Here is a 17305-nt window from a genome sequence, read left to right as displayed (position 1 = left end):
GGCAAGGACGGCTTCAGCCCTGGGCGGTCAGGACGGTTTCGATGGCTCCGCCGCGGCGGATGGTGTTGTAGATGGGGCACGTCGTGGTGAAGCGGTGCAGGATCTCCCGCGCCACCACCTCCGGGATGTGCGGGAGCGAGAAGGTCAGCACCACCGACCGGTATCGGGTGGGGTCATCGGGATCGCGTTCGGATTGAGCACTGACCGACGCACTGGTGAGGTCGGCGCCGAGTTCGCGGCCGTGCAGGTTGATGTTGGCAAGCGCGCACGAGACCGCGGCGGATATGAACAGCTGGCCCGCCGTCACCGCCTCGCCCGGCTCGACCCGCGCGTCGGAGACGAAATGGTTCGTTCCAGCGCTGAGCAGGAAACGCCCCTCCGTCGAGGTCAGCGTTCCTGTGACGGTGGCGATACCGTTCTGTGCCGTGGTCATCAGTCCTCCTCACGCGCCGCGCGCTGGTGCCAGTCCCCACTCGCGGGCCGGTCCAAGCCGAGATTCTCGCGCAGCGTCGAACCGGTGTACTCCGTGCGGAACAGACCGCGCTTCTGCAGGTGCGGCACGACCTCGTCACCGAACTCATCGAACGCGCCGGGTTGATAGGTACCGCTGACGGTGAACCCGTCGCAGGCGTCCTCGGTGAACCACTGTTCGAGCGCGTCGGCCACCTCGGAGCCGGTGCCGATGAAGTCGCCCTCGTGGGTGCCGCCGTACTGCTTGCCGAGTTCCCGCAGCGTCATTCCGTGCTTCTCGGTCAGCTCGCGCACCTCTTCGTAATGCCCCTGGACGCCCGGCACCTGCATCTCGGGCAACACCTCGTCGTGCGGGAACGGCGCGAGGTCGATGTCCAGATGATAGGACAGTGTGGACAGACCAGCCTCCGGCACTACGAGGTCCGAAAGCTGCTGTGATTTCTCCCTCGCGGCTTCGGCGGTCTCGGCGACGACGGGGGTGATCGCGGGCAGGATCTTGATCTGCCTCGGGTCGCGACCGTGCGCGGCAGCGCGGCCCTTGATGTCAGCGTAGAAGTCCTTGGCCGCGTCGAGGGAGGCGTGGCTGCAGAAGATCACGTCCGCCCAGCGCGCGGCGAAATCCCGCCCCGACGGCGAGGCGCCGGCCTGGATCAGCACAGGGTATCCCTGTGGCGGTCGCGCCACGTTGAGCGGGCCCTGCACGTTGAACCATTCGCCGTGGTGGTCCACGCGATGCACGCGTTCGGGGTCGGCGAACGTCGGTGCCGCCGGGTCGAGCACCAGCGCGTCGTCGTCCCAGCTGTCCCACAGTTTCGCGGTGACCTGGAGGAACTCCTCGGCGCGCCGGTAGCGTCGCGTGCGGTCGAGGTGCGTGTCCTTGCCGAAGTTGCGGGCCTCGGCGTCCTGGAACGAGGTCACGATGTTCCACGCAGCCCGCCCGCTGGACAGGTGGTCGAGCGTGGCGAACGACCGAGCCACCGTGAAGGGCTCGACGTAGGTGGTGGAAACGGTCGCGGCGAGCCCGAGGTGCTCGGTGGCGCCCGCGAGCGCGCCGAGCACCGGGGTCGGGTCCAGGCGCATCGACCCGAGCGCGCCGTAGCGCAGCTGAGGGTCGAGCGAGTCGCCGTAGCGGTAGGGCACGGAGAGGATGTCGGCGAAGAAGATCAGGTCGAACTTAGCCCGCTCCAGGGTGCGGCCGATCCGCTGGTAGTACTTCGCCGAACGCCAGTCGGAGACCGAGTTCGGGTGCCGCCAGCCGCCGGGCCGTCCCGGGCCGGCGGTGACGAACGCGGCGAGGTGCATCTGCTGCTCAGGCGAGGACATCGGAAACCGCTTTCTTGACGTGGTCGAACCGGCCGTCCGCGAGCCAGTCGCGGACGGCGATCTGCTGCGGGTAGACGCCGAGGGAGTGGAAGTTGTCCGCCAGTTCCTGGGTGTTCGCGGCCGCCGCGTCGCCGATGGGGCCGAGCTGGGGACCGGCGAGGGACTCGGAGAGCCGCTGCGCGACGATCAGGTCGCGGTAGATCTCCTGCGTGAGCTGGTCGTTGCCGAAGCCACCTGCGGCCGCGAACGCCTGTACGGCCGCATCCGGGTTGGCGTTGATCCAGTTCTGCGCGTCGCGGACCACCCGCACCGCCTTGACCGCGGTGTCCAAATGCGACTCCGCGAAGTCCTCACTGGTGATGAAGTAGGCGTAATCGTAGGTGCGTACCCCGGGGAGCGCGACGGCGTCGTGACGGCGTTTGGCCAGCTCGATCTGCGGTTGCCAGCTGATCCAGGCGTCGACGGACCCGTTCGCGAACGCCGCTTCGGCGTCGGCGGCGGCGAGGTTCTGGTACTGCACGTCCTGCAGGGTCAGCCCGGCGGTCTGCAGGTACTTGATGAGGCTGTAGGTGCCGGTGGTGCCCTGCTGGTCAGCGATCCGCTTGCCACGCAGGTCGGCAGCGCCGGTGATGGGGGAGCCCTTGGGTACCAGGATGTCCACTTCGTCGCCGGGCAGGGGGAAGGCGGCGAGCGGGACGAGCGGAACCTTGCCGCCGACACCGTAGATCACGGCGGTCGCGGTGGCGAACGTGAAGTCGATCTCCCCGGCCTTCAGCGCCTCCATCACCGGAAGCGAGGCGGTGAATCCGGGCTGCCAGGTGACTTTCACGCCACCGAGCGCGGCTTCGAGGTCGAGGCCGCCGAGCTTGGCGCGCAACGCGGCCGGGATGCCGAGGCGGCCGTCGCCGATCACTGCGTACCGCAGCTGGGACGGCGCGGACTGGGCTCCGGCGCCGACCGGGCCGACGGATGGGGAACCGCAAGCGGCGAGGGCGAGCGTGGCGGCGCCGGCGCCGCTCAGACCGAGGAACCTGCGGCGCGAAAGGGTCGCGGGCATGGCAAGAACTCCGTTCGTGGGGAAGGGAAAGGTCAGACACCCCATGATTTTGTTTGTCAAGCGGCGGCTTGCTGGTCTCGGTTGTGGTGTGCCCAGGCGGTGTGTTCGTCGTAGGTGCTCCGGGTCTTGAGGCAGCCGTGCAGGATGCCGACGAGTCGGTTGGACAGCTGGCGTAAGGCGGCGTGGTGGTTCATGCCGCGGCCGCGGAGCTCGTCGTAGTAGGCGCGGGCGCCGGGTGAGGCGCGGAGGGCGCAGAAGGCCTGCTGGTGCAGGGCGTCGACGAGCCGGTCGTTGTGGACGAAGCGGGCCAGCACGGTCTTCTTCTTACCGGACTGGCGGGTGATCGGGCTGGTGCCGGCGTAGTTCTTCCGGTTCTTCGCGCTCGCGTAGCGGTCGGCGTCGTCGCCGAACTCGCCGAGGGCCCGGGCCCCGAGGATCTGTCCCATGCCGGGCTGGGACAGGTAGATCTCAGCGTCCCGGGCTCGGCCAAAACACGCCTGCACCTGCTCTTGCACGGCGGCGATCTCGGTGTTGAAGGCAGTGATCACGCTAACCAGGGACCGCACCGTCACCGCGTAGGCGGCGGCCACGGCCGGCGGCTGGGTCAGGTGTTCAGTGTGCAGCGCGGTCTGGATCGCGGTGGTCTTCTCGTCCACGTTGCGGCGCCGGGCCCGCTTGAGCGCGCCCGTGATCTGCGCGCGTGACACCCTGGCCGCCTGGTCCGGGTCCGGTGCCCGGCCAAGGAGTTCCAGTGCATCCGGGGCGAGGAGATCGTCGAAGGCTTCCAGCGCGGCGGGGAAGAACTCGCGCAGCGCGGTGCGTAGCCGCAGCATGTGCCGGTGCCGGTCCCAGATCAGCGTCTGGTGCGCCCGCGCCACCACCTTCACGGCCTGGGCCTGCTCGGTGTCACCGGCGACCGCGCGTAACTGATGACGGTCGGTGCGCACCATGTCGGCCAGGGCGTGCGCGTCCCCGGCGTCGCTTTTGGCGCCCGAGGTGCCGTGCCGCTCCCGATAGCGCGCCACCTGCCGCGGGTTGATCGCATACACCGTGTACCCGGCCGCGATCAGCGCCTGGACCCATGGACCTCGATCAGTCTCAATCCCGATCACGACCTGGTCAGGCTCGGCGCCCTCGGGCAGATGCTCACCGATCAGCGCGTGCAGCCGGGCAACCCCGGTCACGCCCTCCGGCAGCCGAGCCCGACCCAGCCGCCGACCCGTCTCATCCTGCACCTCGACATCGTGGTGATCTTCAGCCCAGTCATCTCCGACGAACAACACATACCCTCCACACGGTCAGCATCGTGTCCTGAGCAGCGCGGAAGAGGAACACCGGCGGCCTAATGGTCCAGTGCTCACGCCAGCCTTCGGCGGGCACGTCACCCCATCAGTGGTCACGTCCTCCCCACGACCAGCGGGGGCACGGTCTGACCTTAGGCATCGAATGCCTGGCGACGAGAGTGCTCACTCACTGGCCGCTACCGGACCCGAGTCTGCCCGGTGGCCGACCCGGTAGCTCCCATTAGGCGGTGGTGACGGTTTCCTGCGCGAGTAGCTCGTCGAGCAGTTCGGCGCGCCACCGCGCGAGGCGTTCGTCATCGCGCCGCCGTGGGCGCGGCAGGTCGACGGCCAGGTCTCGGACGATTCGGCCGCCGGCGAGTACGAGGACGCGGTCGGACAATGCGAGCGCCTCGTCCACGTCGTGCGTCACCAGCAGGACGGTGCTGCCGCGTTCCTGCCACAGTCCTTCGAGCAGGAGCTGCATGCGGACACGGGTGAGCGCGTCGAGCGCACCGAAGGGCTCGTCGAGCAGCAGCAGATCCGGCCGGTGGGCCAGCGCGCGGGCGAGCGCGACGCGCTGCCGCTGACCACCCGAAAGGTCCGAGGGCCAGGCGCGCTCCCGCCCGGCGAGCCCGACCGCGTTCAGCAGTTCAGTCACGTCGGCTGCGCGCGGGAGACCTAGCCGTACGTTGGCCTCGACCCGCTGCCACGGCAGCAACCGGTCCTCCTGGAACATCGTTCGCACTCGCGGCTCGCCGCCCTCGGGCCGGCTGAGACCGATCTCGCCGTCGTCGGTCCGTTCCAGCCCGGCGACCAGGCGGAGCAAAGTGGACTTTCCAGTTCCGCTCGCCCCGATCAGCGACACGAAGGAGCCCGCCGCGACGTCGAGGTCGAGACTGGCAAGCACGGGATGGTCGTAGGTCTTTGTCAGGCCACGTAGGCACACCGTCGTCGTCATGCGGAAGCTCCTCGCCGGAAATGGGGATGCCAGCGCAACGTGACCCGTTCGACGCTGCGGATCAGCGCGTCGGCAAGGAAGCCGGCGATCGCGTACAGCAGCACCGCCAATACGATCTGGTCAGTACGCAGCAGTTCGCGTGCGTTCTGCGCGAGGAAGCCGATCCCATCCCGCGAGGCGATCGTCTCGCCCACCACGAGCGTCAGCCACGCCACGCCGAGTGCGTAGCGGATTCCGGTCAGGATGGACGGCAGCGCGCCGGGCACTACCACCTGGCGGATCACGCCGAGCGGGCCGAGGCCGTAGGAGCGGCCGAGTTCGACGAGTTTCGGCTCTACACCGCGGATCCCGTTGACCGTGTTCAGGTAGACCGGGAACAACGTGCCGAGCGCGACCAGCAAGACTTTGGGCAGCTCGCCGATGCCGAACCAGGCGATCATCAGCGGCACCAGCGCCAGGTGCGGGATCGTGCGCACCATCTGCAACGAGCGGTCGAACAACCCCTCGGCGAGCCGCGACATGCCGACCGCGAACCCCAGCAGCAGCCCGGTCGCCGCGCCGATGCCGAAGCCGATCGAGATGCGCCGCAAGGAAGTCAGGATGTGCCGCTGCAGTTCGCCGGTGCCTTCCAGGTAGCGGCCGGTGTCGAGCACCTCGCTGATCGGCGGGAGTACCTCCTCGGGAATCAGCCCCGTGGACGAGCCCGTCTGCCACACGACGAGTAGGACGACAGGCACCACCCACGGCAGCCCGGCGCGCCAGACGCGACCGGGCCGCGCGCGGCGCGCGGGGGCTGAAGGAGCAGAAACAGAATCGACCGTGAGCACGGGTTCGGACATCGCGCAGCCTTCGGTGAGGGCGAACCGAAAAGGAGACCGGAAAGCGGCGAATGCGCACGCGGGCGCGACCGCGGCTCAGCGACAGAACGCGCCAGCGGTACGCACCAGGTCGATGTGCCGGCGGCTGGTCAGCTGCAGTCCGGCGATGGGGCTCATGGCGCATACCCTCGCCGATCCGTGAACGACGTGTCAATGCGATCGGCGACACATGAATACACCTGACGACAGTCGTCCACACGTCGGACAGAATGAGCACATGGCGCATTCCGTGACCGTGCCGGCCGGTGACACGACGGCCTATCTGCAGATCCGTGGCCGGATCCTGGACGGCGAGCTCATCGCGGGCAGCACCGTCACGGCCAGCGGGCTTGCGTGCGAGCTGCAGGTGTCGCGGTCACCGGTGCGGGAGGCACTGAGCCGCCTCGAACTCGAAGGACTCGTCGAGCGCACCGCGACGGGCTACCGCGTCCCGCTGCGTTCGGCCGAGGAGATCCTGGAGATCTGCGATGCCCGCATCGCGCTTGACGCCGCGTCCGCGCAGGCGGCGGCGCAGCACGCCTCGGAACTGGACCTCGCGCGGCTGGAGCATCTCCTCGAACAGGCGGCGGGCGCGGAGGACATCGCCTCCCGGCTGCGCCTTGATCACGAGTTCCACCTCGCGCTGCGGGCGGCCGGCCGCAACAAGACGATCAGCCGCCTGCTCGACGGCCTGGAGACCCAGCTCGCCGCCCACGACTCGCGGTCCACGTCCGCGCCGGACAACCTGGAGCGGATCCTCGACGAGCACCGCGAGATCTTCGACGCGGTCCGCGACCGGGACGCAGAGAAGGCACGCGCGGCGATGACGGCGCATCAGAGGAGGGCGCGCGACCTGCGCATCGCGACCCTCGTCCGCCACGGCAGCTGAGCCGCGGCCAGCTGCGCGCAACGGTAGGCATCACTGTTGTTGGGTGGCGTCGCGATCCGCTTTCCGCGCAGATCGGCGACCGTCCGGTATGGACTGTTTTCCGTCACGAGTGTCGCGGAGATGGAGGGAACGGTCCAACCGTCCGCTAATCCGAGGACAGCTTACGTTCCTGCGCGGTCTATGTGGCGCAACGCATGGGCGGGTAGCTTCGGCGCGTTGCCGCGCCGGAGTCGGGTAGGACCGCCGCATTGCTGCGGCGGTCCCCTGAGAACCGTGCATGCGACTCGTTGCCGCACACGGCTCAAGCAAGCCGCGAGGGCAAGCTGGCGGGCTGAAGCCGTTTGGGGCGGCTGCCGCTGGACCTGTTGGAGTCCCCGTTGGCAGTGGGCTCAGGACGGATTCGGCGCCGTCGAGGCCCCAGCGGGCTCCGCTGATGTCGAGGCGGTCGGTGACGAGGTGGCGGGCGGCTCGAACCTTCACCGTTCCCGAAGTACTCTCGTACAGGCGGTACGGTCGTGCTGGGCGCACAGCCGGCCCCGGAGGCCGCATTTCCGCTGATTGAGCGGGAACGAGTCACTGTCACCGGCCTCGTTCCGGGACTGCTGAACAGCTGGACGGAGTCGCCGCTGAAAACCCGACATGACCTGTCCAGCCTGCGACTCATCCAGGTTGGTGGCGCCAGACTGGGGCGTGACCTGGCCGAGCAGGTGCGAGCAGGATTCGGTTGCGCGGTGCAGCAGGTGTTCGGCATGACCGAGGGCCTGCTGAACTTCACCAGGCTCGACGACCCCGAGGACATTGTGTTCGGCACCCAAGGAAAGCCGCTGTCGCCCGACGATGAGATCAAGGTGGTCGACGACGCCGACATGGAGGTGACTCCCGGCTCACCCGGTCACCTCCTCGCGCGCGGGCCTTACACGATTCGCGGCTACTACCGAGCCCCCGAGCACAACGCCACTGCGTTCACCGCCGAAGGGTTCTACCGCACCGGCGACATAGTCCGGCAGCTACCGTCCGGACATCTCGTTGTCGTCGGCCGTGCCAAGGACCAGATCAACCGGGGCGGTCAGAAGATCGCTGCCGAGGAGATCGAGAATCACCTGTCCGCCCATCCGGACATCGTTGAGGCAGCCGTGGTCGCGATGCCTGACTCCTTTCTCGGCGAACGAACCTGTGCCCACGTGGTGTCCGCCAACCCCGCGCTCACGGCAAGCGACGTCTTATTGATGCGCAGGGCAAATATGTGATGTCAGGCGGCGTAGCGGACTTCGGGTTTGCCGAAGTAGGAGCGAACTCGGTCGGGCAGCTTCTGGAGTCGGTGGAGGAAGGAGCGGACCCCTGTTTCCAGCTCGTCGCGGGTTTTCGGTGCTGTGCCGGTGGACACGGCGCGTTTGAGGTCGGCACCCCGGATCTCGTCGGGGTTGAGCTCGGGGCTGTAGCCGGGAAGGAAGTGCATCTCGATGTCCGAGCGGTGTTCGGTGAGCCACTTCTGGACGGTCTTACGGCGGTGGACGGGGTGTCCGTCGACGATCAGGTGGACCTTACGGCCGTGATGGCCGGCCAGGCGGTTGAGGAAGGGGAGGAAGACCCCGGCGTTGAACGACCCGATGTAGACGGTGAAGTACAGCTCGCCCTTGTTGCCGATCGCGCACATGGCGTTCACGCTGAACCGCTTGCCTGTCTTGCCCACCACCGGCGTCGTGCCCCTCGGGGCCCAGGTGCGGCCCACGGCGGCGTCCGAGCGGATCCCGGTCTGGTCCAGCCACAGCACCGTCGCGCCTTCGCGGCGGGCGCGGGCGGCGATAGCCGGATAGTGCTCTTCCAGCCACACCCGCACCGCTTCGGGATTCTGCTCGTAGGCTTTGCGGATCGGTTTCTGCGGTGACAGCCCCCAGGAACGCAGGTATTTGCCGACCGTGGTCAGGCTCAACACGATGCCGTGCCGCACCCGGATCAGCTCGGCCACGGCCTTGCGGGTCCACACCAGGCCGGTCAGCCCGAACGTGGCCGGGGTGTGCTCGGCGACCGCATACCGCAGCCTGCGCTGCCGGCGGGCACTCAACGCTTTCTGCTCCCCGGCCTTGCGACCCCGGCGACGCGCGGCAAGACCCTTCGAACCGCGTTTTCGCCACGCCTGCACCCATCTGGACACCGACTGCGCCGACACCGCGAACACCTGCGCCGCCTCGGCCTGGGTCATCCCACCATGGACAGCCGCTACCACCCTGCGCCGCAGATCCTCCTGCGTCTCAGGCGATAACCTCCGCGCATCCCGCACACCAGCGATCATGCCAGATCAACGAAGATCAGACCTTTGAGTTCCCGATCAATAAGTTTCGTCCGTGGCAGAGACATCGCCGTGCACAGGGTTCCTGATCGGGTTGAATTCCTCGATCGGCTACCAAGAACACCGATCGGTAAGATCGACAAGGAGCTGCTCCGAAACCAGAGCGCGACCGCAGCGTCTCAGACGCGGCAGAACAACACGCACTCCACGTACAGTCTGACCGCCGACCAGATACGGCTCGACATAGCACAAGTCCTAGACCTGCCTGACGAGATGCTTACCGATGACGCGCAACTACTCGACCACGGACTTGACTCACTCCGGCTGATCAAGCTGGTGGAGGGCTGACGCGCCGCCGGTGCGACGGCCAGGTTCGCCGAGCTCGCCGAGCATCCCACAGTGGGTGCTTGGGTTGCCTTGCTGGTCCGGCAGTAGGCCCGACATGAAGGCATCTAAATCGGACAGTTTACCGCTGACCGCCACCCAGCAGCTTGTCTGGCTCGCGCAGCGGCTCGCTCCGGCGAGTCCGCTCTACAACGCGACTGAATGCGTAGAAATCCACGGGCCGCTGGACACCTCGCTGCTCGAGATGGCCGTACGCACGACCGCTACCGAGGCGGATGCGCTCAATGCGTGCTTTGTCGAGAACAAGGGCCACGCGACACAACTTCTACGGTCCGCTGCGGACTGGCCGTTTCCCGTAATTGATCTGTGCGGCGACTCCGATCCAAGGACAGCCGCCAATCGGTGGAAGGTGGGTGGCCTCGCCAAGCTGGTGGATCTGGCTAATGGACCCGTGTTTGGCCACGCGCTGTTCATCCTCGGCCCGGAACACCATGTCTGGTACCACCGGTGCCATCACATCGCATTGGACGGTTACGGTTTTCCTTATCGCTCAGCGGGTTGCGCAGCTCTACACTGCCTCGACCAATAACCGGAGGTGGTTCGGCGCACTCCGCGACGTCGTCGAGGCCGATCACGCCTACCAGTTGTCCGAACAGCGGGTAGTCGACCGAAACTTCTGGCAGGCCCGCTTCGCTGATAGCCCATCGATTCCCAGCTTCGGTGATCGATCAGCAGGTCCCTGCGGGCACATGCTTCGCCAGAGCAAACGGCTGCCAGCGGACGTCGCGCACGGGCTATGGCAGGTGGCTCAGTCGGCCGGTGTCAGCTGGGCGACGCTCGTACTGGCGGTGGTAGCTCGCCATTTGCATCGCCGAACGGGGGCGGACGAGATAGTGCTCTGCTCGTCCGTGATGGGTCGGCTGGGTTCACCGGCAGCACGGACACCCGCGATGATCGCCAATATCGTTCCACTCCGGGTGACCGAGCGGACCGACGACCTGCTCCATATTGCGCGCTCGATTGCACAGGAACAACGGGCGATCCAACCACATACGCGTTATCGCGGTGAACACTTGCGGCGCGACTTGCGGCTGCTCGGTGGCACGCGGCGACTGTACGGGCCCGTGGTCAACGTACTTCCGTTCGACTACGACCTCTGGTTCGGTAGCAGTCGTGGCGTTGCCAAGAGCGTGTCAACCGGAGCGCAGGCCATCGAGGACATCGCGATCCACCTCCACGTACGATCGAACTGTCCGCCAGAGCTTGATCTCGACGCGAATCCTCTCTGCTACAGCGATGCGGAGCTTGCCACGCATCTGCACGAGCTAGCCGCAGCCCTGGTCGACGCCGCGGGGAAAGCCCCGTCGTCTCGAGGACGGACCCCCATGGTGCACAGTGACGCCCGCCGATACCACCGCGACACCAGCCTGCTAAGCCTGCTGAATTCATGGAGTCGGCAGACACCGTCGGCGTGCGCCGTGCGAGACGGCAACACGGGGCTGAGCTACGACGCGCTGGATCGGCGAGCCAACGCTTTGGCACACCGTCTTGTGGCTCGCGGAGTCGAAATCGGGCAGCCAGTCGGTGTGTTGGGACATCGTGGTGTCGAGGCCATAGTGGCCATGGTGGGCATCCTCATAACTGGCGGAGCGTACGTGCCGCTCGACGCCGCCTATCCACCGGCACGACTTGCCACGATGGCCGAAGAAACCGAGCTGTTGTGCGTCGTCGAGGTCGGAGGCGCCCGGCACGACCTCGACGTGCCAACGGTGACCGTGGATCACGAGGATTCAGTGCAACCCCCGACGCTGACCAGGCCGCTGACCGGAGCAGACCTGGCATACGTGATGTTCACTTCGGGTTCCACCGGTCGTCCAAAGGCGGTCGGTGTGCCGTATCGAGCGGTCAGCCGCCTCGTGGTCGACACCAACTGCGTGTCGATCAGCCAGAACTTGACCACGACCGCCCGGCGATTCTGCTTAACGGCGGCCCTGGGGAACAAGCGAGCCTGAACAGTACGGGTGGCTCGCGGAGCTTCGGTTTTTCGCCGCGCGTTTCAGGCGGACTCTGGCCTACTTCGTCGTGCGTCGGCCGGCGGGTTGATCGCCGCCCCTTTGCAGTACGGCCACGTCCACTCGCGGGTCATTCTCGCCTATGCCGACGGCAGCGAGTTGCGCCCTGGACGGTAGAAACGACTTCGCCAGGGCTCTGCTGCCCTCCCCCGCAGGGGCGGGTGGCCCGAGGGATCACCTGACGCCCAGGCAAGGTACCGCACGGCCGCAGGTGATACCAGAATTCGCCGCCATCGACCCACCCGCGACGGCGGTGATGCCGGCATTTATCGGCGGATACGTCACACATCGCCGACGAATCCAGAATCTTGGCCCAGCAAGCGGACGTTCGTGGCAGTCGGCCAGCCCAGGCCCGTGTCCGGGACAGAGGCCTGGGTGGCCGCGGCGAGGTCCTTGGCCCGCTGGATTCCCAGCAGGCCTATACGGCGCCGGTGGACTGGAGCACCTTCGCCAGCGCGTCGACGAGCAGGTCGATGTCTTCGTCGGTCGCGACAAGGGGAGGCGCGAACCGCACGGTCGATTCGTGGGTGTCCTTCGCGAGCACTCCATGCTCGAGAAGCCCCTCGCAGACCTGCCGGCCGGTCATCAGCTCCGGGTCGATGTCGATGCCGGCCCACGCTCCATGCACGCGGGCGCTGATCAGGCCGTGCCCGATGAGGCCGTCGAGCCGCTCGGCCAGCCGCGCGCCGATCCGTCGGGCTCGCTCCTGGTACTCCCCGGTGCGCAGCAGTTCGACGACCTCGAGCCCGACCGCCGCGGCGAGGGGATTGCCACCGAAGGTCGAGCCGTGGCTGCCGGGGGTGACGACCCCGAGAATCTCCTCGTCGGCGGCCACCGCCGAGACCGGGTACAGGCCACCGCCGAGGGCCTTGCCGAGGATGTAGATGTCGGGGACCACGTCGACGTGGTCGCAGGCGAAGGTGCGGCCGGTTCGCGCGAGCCCCGCCTGGATCTCGTCGGCCACCATCAGCACCCGCTGCTCGGTGCAGAGCTCTCGCAGCCCCTGCAGGAAGCCCTTGGGCGGCAGGATGACACCACCCTCGCCCTGGACGGGCTCGAAGAGGACGGCGACGACCGACGGGTTGATCGCCTCCCGCAGCGCATCGAGGTCGCCGTAAGGGACGCTGACGAACCCGGGCGTGAACGGTCCGTAGTCCGCGGTCGCGACGTCGTCGTCGGAGAAGCTGACGATCGTGGTCGTGCGTCCGTGGAAGTTGCCGTGCATCGTCACGATGGTCGCGCTGCCGGGATCGACGCTTTTGACGCGGTAGCCCCACTTGCGGGCCACCTTGATCGCGGTCTCGACGGCCTCCGCGCCGGAGTTCATCGGCAGGACCATGTCCTTGCCGGTGAGCTCGGCGAGTGCCTGGGAGAACGGGCCGAGGCGGTCGTTGTAGAAGGCGCGGCTGGTCAGGGTGAGTCGTCCGAGCTGCTCGTGTGCGCGGGCGACGAGCCGCGGGTGCAGGTGGCCGAAGTTCAGCGCCGAGTACCCGGCGAGGCAGTCGAGGTACCGCCGGCCCTCGACATCGGTCACCCAGGCTCCTTCCCCGTGGGCCAGCACTACGGGGAGCGGGTGGTAGTTGTGCGCCGCGTAGCGCTCGGTCTGGGCGGTGTGGCGGTCGGAGGCGGTGAGCGTCCCAAGGTCAGCGGAGGCCATACCGACCATAGAACAGTTTGTTTCAGTTGAAGTCAATACCGCCGAATCTGTAACCTGTGTTTCGGCCTCGCCTCCTGCGCGAAACCTGGCCGGGACCACGATGGACGACTCCCGGGCCACCAACTGCTGCTGGGCACCATCCGACCGGCCGAAACGGCGGATGCGGAAGCCGCGGTGGAGGCCGCCCGCGAGGCGGCCCGGGCCTGGCGTGGCCTGCCCTTCGAGGAGCGTGGCGGTGTTCCTGCGAGCCGCGGGGCTGTTGTCCGGGCCGGGGCGGGCGCGTCCGGTCGCCGCCACGATGCTGGGCCAGGCACGGAGGCATGACCGGGACCGACCGCCAGCTCGACCGCGTCAGCCACGGTATGCGTTTGACCGCCGGAAACTTCTATGTCAACGACAAGCCCGCCGGGGGCGGCCGTGGGGCAGCAGTCCTTCGTTCCGGCTTGAAAGCACAGCTATCGGCAGATGGCACAGGATCTGTAATTTCCGTTTCAGAGAGGCCGTGTTGCTGATAATTTGTCATCATGACTGAGATCCTCGGCGGGTTCGCCTCGGTCCGCGCTCTGGCGATGGAGAAGCTCGACGACTTCAGCAATAGCGAGCGAAAGGTTGCGCGAGCGCTGCTGGCCAACTACCCGACCGCCGGTCTGACGACCGTCGCCGATCTGGCCGAACGGGGCGGGGTCAGCTCTCCCACCGTCGTGCGGTTCGTGACCCGGCTGGGGTTTTCCGGCTTTCCCTCCTTTCAGCGCGCGCTCGTGCACGAGTTGAACGGCGAGCTCGGGTCCCCACTCAAGCAGATCGCGGCGAAGCGCACGTCGGAGGAAGGCGTGCTGCCCGAGACGCTCAGCTCCTTCGCCGAGATGCTCTCGTCCAGCTACGCCGACCTGCCGGAGTCGGAGTTCGGTCGTCTGGTGGGCCTGCTCAGCGACCCGGGTCGAGAGATCCGGGTCGCGGGCGGCCGGTTCAGCCGGCTGCTGGCGGAGTATCTGGTCGTGCACCTGCGCCTGATCCGGTCGGGCGTGGCGTTGGTGAGCAACGACGAGATCGACCGACGGAGCACGGTGGTGGAGGCGACGGGCAGCACCGTGTTCGTCATCTTCGATTACCGCCGCTACACCGACCTCAACCTGCGCTTTTCCCAGCAGATGGCGGACAGGGGAGTGACGGTGTGCCTGATGACCGACAACTGGCTCTCGCCCATCGCGAAGGTCGCCAAGGTCGTGCTGCCCGTGCGTGTCGACTCCGCCTCACCGTTCGACTCGCTGGTCGCGGCGACCGCGGTGACGGAGAGTGTCATCGCCGCGGTCGCCGAGCGCCGGGGTGCGAAGGGCGTGGAAAGGCTCCAACAGATCGAGGAGAACACCGAGTAGGCGCTCTCCTCGATCCGGCCTCTCTGACCGGGCGACGCCCGGTCTGTCATTGCATGGCGCCGCTGGTCAACCGCACCGGATCGGTCTGGTCGGCCTGGCGAGGCTTGTCGCCTCCCTTCCCGCGGGGGCGGGGGAGTCGGAGCTCGCGCACGTTCATCACCCCGTAAGGCGCCTTGATCAGGATGACCAGCAGGACCGCCGCGAGCAGCAGGTCGGCGGTGCCCGCCGGGAGCGCCACGCCCCCGGTCAGCCCACCGTCCTGCAGGCGCCGCAGCAGCTCCTGCAGGGCGCTGACGCCGATCGCCCCGATCACGGCACCGCTGAGGGAGAGGTAGCCGCCGAGCACCACCATCACCACAAAGGCGAAGGTCGTGGAGAGGAAGAACCCGCTCACGTTGAACGTGGCCAGGAACGACGCGTACAGCGAACCGGAGATCCCGCAGAGGACCGCGCTGAGGACCCAGGCGATCGCTCGGTGGCGCCCGACGGAGATCCCCGCCGCTTCGGCCGCCCAGAAGTCGTCACGGGAGGCCTTGAGCTGCAGTCCGCTGCGCGAGCACCGGTAGGCCCAGGCTACGACGATTGTGATCGCGACGACGGCCAGTGCGGTCCAGACCGTGGTGACCTTGGGGATCCCGATCATGCTGGAGGAGCCGCGGGTCACGTCGGTCCAGCTGTTCAGCACGTTGTAGACGATCACCAGCACTGCCAGGGTGGCGATGCCGGACTGCAGGCCGCTCAGTCGCGCGACGATCGGTGAGGTGAGCAGCCCGAGCAGTCCTGCCGCCAGGCCGGAGATCACGAGCGCCTCCGGAAACGGGGCGTGGACCTCGCCCAGCCACGCCAGGGGCGCGGGCAGGTGCGGGAACAGGGTGTTCTTCAGCGGTACCGGGATGGTCAGGTAGGCGGTGGCGTAGGCGCCGACGGCCATGAACGCCACGTGCCCGAACGACATCACCCCGGAGTTGCCGGTGAAGACCGAAAGCCCGGCGACGAACACGACCGAGATCAGTGTCATGGTGACCACGCGGCCGAGCGCGCCACCGCTGAAGGCCCCGACCAGCGCGCAGAGGACACACAGCCCCACGAGCAGAGCGGGGGTCTGGAGCCAGTCGAACTTGTTCCTCATGAGACACGCACCTTCGCGCTGCTGAGCAGGCCCTGGGGCCTGATGACCAGGACGGCGATCAGGGCCGTGAAGAGGACGGCGTCGCGGAAGGCGATCAGCCCGGTCGGGAGGACCGTCTCGAGCAGCGTCGTGGCCACGCCGAGGATGAACCCGCCCAGTGCCGCGCCCTTCAGGCTGCGCAGCCCACCGAGTACCGCCCCGACCACGCCGATGAGCATCGGCTGCAGGCCCATCTCGGCGGACACCGCGCCTTGGCGTGCGACGAGCACGACCGATCCGGCGGCGGCCAGGAGCCCGACGATCGCGAAGGCGCCAGGGATGACGAGGTTCGCCCGCACGCCGAGCACGGAGGCCATCTCGAAGTTCTCGGCCGCGGCGCGCAGCTGGATGCCCAGGCTTGTGCGGGTCATCAGCCAGGCGACGGCACCGAGGATGAGCCCGCAGAGCACGAGGGTGCCGATCTCCAGGACGCTGATGTCGGCGCCGAGGAGCTGGAAGCGCTGTCCCAGGAACGGCTCCGGGGCCACGCCCTGGGCGCGCGGGAGTACGGTCATGCGGGCCAGGCTCTGGATCGCGAGGCTGACGGCGAAGGAGGCGATCATCAGGGTGATCGGGTCGGCGTCACGCAGCGGGCGGAAGGCCAGCACCTCGCAGACGACGGCGACGATGACGGCGAGCACCACGGCGGCACCGACGGAGAGCGCCCAGGGCTGGTCGCGGAACAGGTAGAGGGCAAAGCCGCCGGCCATGACGATCTCGCCGTAGGCGAAGTTCAACAGGCCCAGGACGCCGAACAGCAGCGCCACACCGATGGTGAGCAGCGCGTAGAGGGCGCCCAGGCCGATCGCGGAGACGACGAATTCGAGGATCACTGCGAAGCACCTGCTTCGGAGGGTGAGAAGCCGAGGTAGTCGACCACGGCAGGGATGTCTTGGAGTTCGGCCGCGGTCCCGGCACCGAGCACCTTGCCCGGCGCCTGCAGGACGTAGGCGCGGTCGCTGACCTCGAGCGCGCGCATGGCGTTCTGCTCGACCAGCAGGATCGTCGTGCCCTCGGCCCGGAGACCGGCGATCACATCGAAGATCAGATCGATGATGATCGGCGCCAGGCCCAGGGTGGGCTCGTCGAGCAACAGCAGGCGGGGATCGAGGATCAGGGCGCGGGCGATTGCGAGTTGCTGCTGCTCGCCGCCGGAGAGCAGGCTCGCCCCGCGGCCCCAGTACTTGCGCAGCACGGGGAAGCGTTCGAGTTCCCGCTCGATGCGGGCGGCGACGGCGGCCTTGTCCTTGCAGGCGACCCCACCGAGACGCAGGTTCTCGCCCACGGACAGGTTCGCGAACACTCCGCCGCGCTCGGGCACGTAGGACAGCTGGCTGCGTACCGGTGAGAACGCCCGGGATCCGACCTGGACGTCGTCGACCCTGATGCTTCCGCCGGCCAGCGGGACCAGGCCCATGACGGCTTTGAGCAGGGTGCTCTTCCCGGCGCCGTTCTGGCCGATGACCGAGACGAGTTGCCCCTCTCCGACCTCGAGCGTGCATCCCTGGACCGCGCGCACGGCCGCGCCGTACTGGACCGACACGTCGTCGATGTGCAGGACCATG

Annotated in this window: 18 protein-coding genes and 1 pseudogene; 7 read left to right on the top strand and 12 right to left on the bottom strand. The window is 67.8% G+C overall.

All coding sequences use genetic code 11. The features are described 5' to 3' along the window. Positions 1-13: 13 nt before the first annotated feature. From DL519_RS15405 to DL519_RS49980, 7 genes are all read right to left on the bottom strand, one after another. The gene (locus DL519_RS15405; protein ID WP_190815774.1) at positions 14-433 is read right to left on the bottom strand and encodes an OsmC family protein; all 420 of its coding nucleotides are present in this window, start codon (positions 431-433) and stop codon (positions 14-16) included. Further along, positions 433-1794 carry an LLM class flavin-dependent oxidoreductase gene (locus DL519_RS15400; protein WP_223839038.1) on the bottom strand — a complete coding sequence of 454 codons (1362 nt, stop codon included), beginning with the start codon at positions 1792-1794 and terminating at the stop codon, positions 433-435. Before DL519_RS15400 ends, DL519_RS15405 begins: the two co-directional genes overlap by 1 nt. Then, on the bottom strand, positions 1781-2851 hold the full coding sequence (locus DL519_RS15395; protein WP_190815772.1) for an NrtA/SsuA/CpmA family ABC transporter substrate-binding protein: 1071 nt from the start codon (positions 2849-2851) through the stop codon (positions 1781-1783). Before DL519_RS15395 ends, DL519_RS15400 begins: the two co-directional genes overlap by 14 nt. Positions 2852-2907: 56 nt before the next feature. Beyond that, positions 2908-4134, bottom strand: coding sequence for an IS110 family RNA-guided transposase (locus DL519_RS15390; protein ID WP_190812993.1), 1227 nt, complete (start codon positions 4132-4134; stop codon positions 2908-2910). 241 nt (positions 4135-4375) lie between these two features. Further along, complete coding sequence (locus DL519_RS15385) at positions 4376-5092, bottom strand: ABC transporter ATP-binding protein (RefSeq protein WP_190815770.1); 717 nt, start codon at positions 5090-5092, stop codon at positions 4376-4378. Beyond that, on the bottom strand, positions 5089-5931 hold the full coding sequence (locus DL519_RS15380) for an ABC transporter permease subunit (protein WP_190815769.1): 843 nt from the start codon (positions 5929-5931) through the stop codon (positions 5089-5091). The genes DL519_RS15385 and DL519_RS15380 overlap by 4 nt, the downstream gene beginning before the upstream one ends. Positions 5932-6006: 75 nt before the next feature. Next, the gene (locus DL519_RS49980) at positions 6007-6087 is read right to left on the bottom strand and encodes a putative leader peptide (protein ID WP_397545052.1); all 81 of its coding nucleotides are present in this window, start codon (positions 6085-6087) and stop codon (positions 6007-6009) included. Positions 6088-6187: 100 nt separating this feature from the next. Here DL519_RS49980 and DL519_RS15375 point away from each other — a divergent pair, with 100 nt between their 5' ends. Together DL519_RS15375 and DL519_RS15370 are read left to right on the top strand one after the other, a co-directional pair. Continuing rightward, positions 6188-6838, top strand: a complete 651-nt coding sequence (locus DL519_RS15375) for a GntR family transcriptional regulator (RefSeq protein ID WP_190815767.1) — start codon at positions 6188-6190, stop codon at positions 6836-6838. A gap of 503 nt (positions 6839-7341) precedes the next feature. Beyond that, positions 7342-8040: pseudogene (locus tag DL519_RS15370) on the top strand (AMP-binding protein); the annotation flags it as partial. Between the two features lie 47 nt (positions 8041-8087). On the opposite strand, the gene DL519_RS15365 reads toward DL519_RS15370, so the two are convergent. After that, positions 8088-9128, bottom strand: coding sequence for an IS630 family transposase (locus tag DL519_RS15365; protein ID WP_190815763.1), 1041 nt, complete (start codon positions 9126-9128; stop codon positions 8088-8090). 69 nt (positions 9129-9197) lie between these two features. Between DL519_RS15365 and DL519_RS46475 the strand changes: the two genes are divergently transcribed. The 3 genes from DL519_RS46475 (at position 9198) to DL519_RS15350 (ending at position 11482) form a co-directional block, all read left to right on the top strand. Further along, positions 9198-9473: an acyl carrier protein gene (locus DL519_RS46475; protein ID WP_223839036.1), complete on the top strand. Its 276-nt coding sequence runs from the start codon at positions 9198-9200 to the stop codon at positions 9471-9473. 94 nt (positions 9474-9567) lie between these two features. Then, a complete protein-coding gene (locus DL519_RS15355) occupies positions 9568-10059 on the top strand; it encodes a condensation domain-containing protein (RefSeq protein ID WP_190815761.1) in 492 nt (163 codons plus the stop codon). After that, positions 9962-11482, top strand: a complete 1521-nt coding sequence (locus DL519_RS15350) for an AMP-binding protein (protein ID WP_190815759.1) — start codon at positions 9962-9964, stop codon at positions 11480-11482. The genes DL519_RS15355 and DL519_RS15350 overlap by 98 nt, the downstream gene beginning before the upstream one ends. A gap of 478 nt (positions 11483-11960) precedes the next feature. Here DL519_RS15350 and rocD read toward each other — a convergent pair whose 3' ends face one another. Continuing rightward, positions 11961-13199 carry an ornithine--oxo-acid transaminase gene (gene rocD / locus DL519_RS15345; protein ID WP_190815757.1) on the bottom strand — a complete coding sequence of 413 codons (1239 nt, stop codon included), beginning with the start codon at positions 13197-13199 and terminating at the stop codon, positions 11961-11963. 45 nt (positions 13200-13244) lie between these two features. Here rocD and DL519_RS15340 point away from each other — a divergent pair, with 45 nt between their 5' ends. After that, a complete protein-coding gene (locus DL519_RS15340) occupies positions 13245-13523 on the top strand; it encodes an aldehyde dehydrogenase family protein (protein ID WP_317891441.1) in 279 nt (92 codons plus the stop codon). A gap of 200 nt (positions 13524-13723) precedes the next feature. Then, a complete protein-coding gene (locus DL519_RS15335; RefSeq protein ID WP_190815755.1) occupies positions 13724-14572 on the top strand; it encodes a MurR/RpiR family transcriptional regulator in 849 nt (282 codons plus the stop codon). A 46-nt stretch (positions 14573-14618) separates the two neighbouring features. Here the strand turns inward: DL519_RS15335 and DL519_RS15330 are convergent, their stop codons facing one another. The 3 genes from DL519_RS15330 to DL519_RS15320 are packed head-to-tail and all read right to left on the bottom strand — an operon-like array spanning position 14619 to position 17304. Further along, entirely contained in the window at positions 14619-15701 is a 1083-nt protein-coding gene (locus tag DL519_RS15330; protein WP_190815753.1) for a branched-chain amino acid ABC transporter permease, read from the bottom strand. Further along, positions 15698-16573: a branched-chain amino acid ABC transporter permease gene (locus DL519_RS15325; protein WP_190815751.1), complete on the bottom strand. Its 876-nt coding sequence runs from the start codon at positions 16571-16573 to the stop codon at positions 15698-15700. Before DL519_RS15325 ends, DL519_RS15330 begins: the two co-directional genes overlap by 4 nt. Continuing rightward, a complete protein-coding gene (locus tag DL519_RS15320; RefSeq protein WP_190815749.1) occupies positions 16570-17304 on the bottom strand; it encodes an ABC transporter ATP-binding protein in 735 nt (244 codons plus the stop codon). The genes DL519_RS15325 and DL519_RS15320 overlap by 4 nt, the downstream gene beginning before the upstream one ends. Between the last annotated feature and the right edge of the window lies 1 nt (position 17305).

The sequence above is a fragment of the Saccharopolyspora pogona genome, from assembly GCF_014697215.1.
In the GTDB taxonomy this organism is placed as follows: domain Bacteria; phylum Actinomycetota; class Actinomycetes; order Mycobacteriales; family Pseudonocardiaceae; genus Saccharopolyspora; species Saccharopolyspora hattusasensis.
The sequence above is the reverse complement of the archived record's forward strand: the minus strand, read 5'-3'. Positions and strand labels throughout refer to the sequence as shown.

What these genes read in the sequence shown, in the direction of transcription:
- DL519_RS15405 (WP_190815774.1), bottom strand. Translation starts at nt 433, where the DNA reads ATGACCACGGCACAGAACGGTATCGCCACCGTCACAGGAACGCTGACC.
- DL519_RS15400 (WP_223839038.1), bottom strand. Translation starts at nt 1,794, where the DNA reads ATGTCCTCGCCTGAGCAGCAGATGCACCTCGCCGCGTTCGTCACCGCC.
- DL519_RS15395 (WP_190815772.1), bottom strand. Translation starts at nt 2,851, where the DNA reads ATGCCCGCGACCCTTTCGCGCCGCAGGTTCCTCGGTCTGAGCGGCGCC.
- DL519_RS15385 (WP_190815770.1), bottom strand. Translation starts at nt 5,092, where the DNA reads ATGACGACGACGGTGTGCCTACGTGGCCTGACAAAGACCTACGACCAT.
- DL519_RS15380 (WP_190815769.1), bottom strand. Translation starts at nt 5,931, where the DNA reads ATGTCCGAACCCGTGCTCACGGTCGATTCTGTTTCTGCTCCTTCAGCC.
- DL519_RS49980 (WP_397545052.1), bottom strand. Translation starts at nt 6,087, where the DNA reads ATGAGCCCCATCGCCGGACTGCAGCTGACCAGCCGCCGGCACATCGAC.
- DL519_RS15375 (WP_190815767.1), top strand. Translation starts at nt 6,188, where the DNA reads ATGGCGCATTCCGTGACCGTGCCGGCCGGTGACACGACGGCCTATCTG.
- DL519_RS15365 (WP_190815763.1), bottom strand. Translation starts at nt 9,128, where the DNA reads ATGATCGCTGGTGTGCGGGATGCGCGGAGGTTATCGCCTGAGACGCAG.
- DL519_RS15355 (WP_190815761.1), top strand. Translation starts at nt 9,568, where the DNA reads ATGAAGGCATCTAAATCGGACAGTTTACCGCTGACCGCCACCCAGCAG.
- DL519_RS15350 (WP_190815759.1), top strand. Translation starts at nt 9,962, where the DNA reads ATGTCTGGTACCACCGGTGCCATCACATCGCATTGGACGGTTACGGTT.
- rocD (WP_190815757.1), bottom strand. Translation starts at nt 13,199, where the DNA reads ATGGCCTCCGCTGACCTTGGGACGCTCACCGCCTCCGACCGCCACACC.
- DL519_RS15335 (WP_190815755.1), top strand. Translation starts at nt 13,724, where the DNA reads ATGACTGAGATCCTCGGCGGGTTCGCCTCGGTCCGCGCTCTGGCGATG.
- DL519_RS15330 (WP_190815753.1), bottom strand. Translation starts at nt 15,701, where the DNA reads ATGAGGAACAAGTTCGACTGGCTCCAGACCCCCGCTCTGCTCGTGGGG.
- DL519_RS15320 (WP_190815749.1), bottom strand. Translation starts at nt 17,304, where the DNA reads ATGGTCCTGCACATCGACGACGTGTCGGTCCAGTACGGCGCGGCCGTG.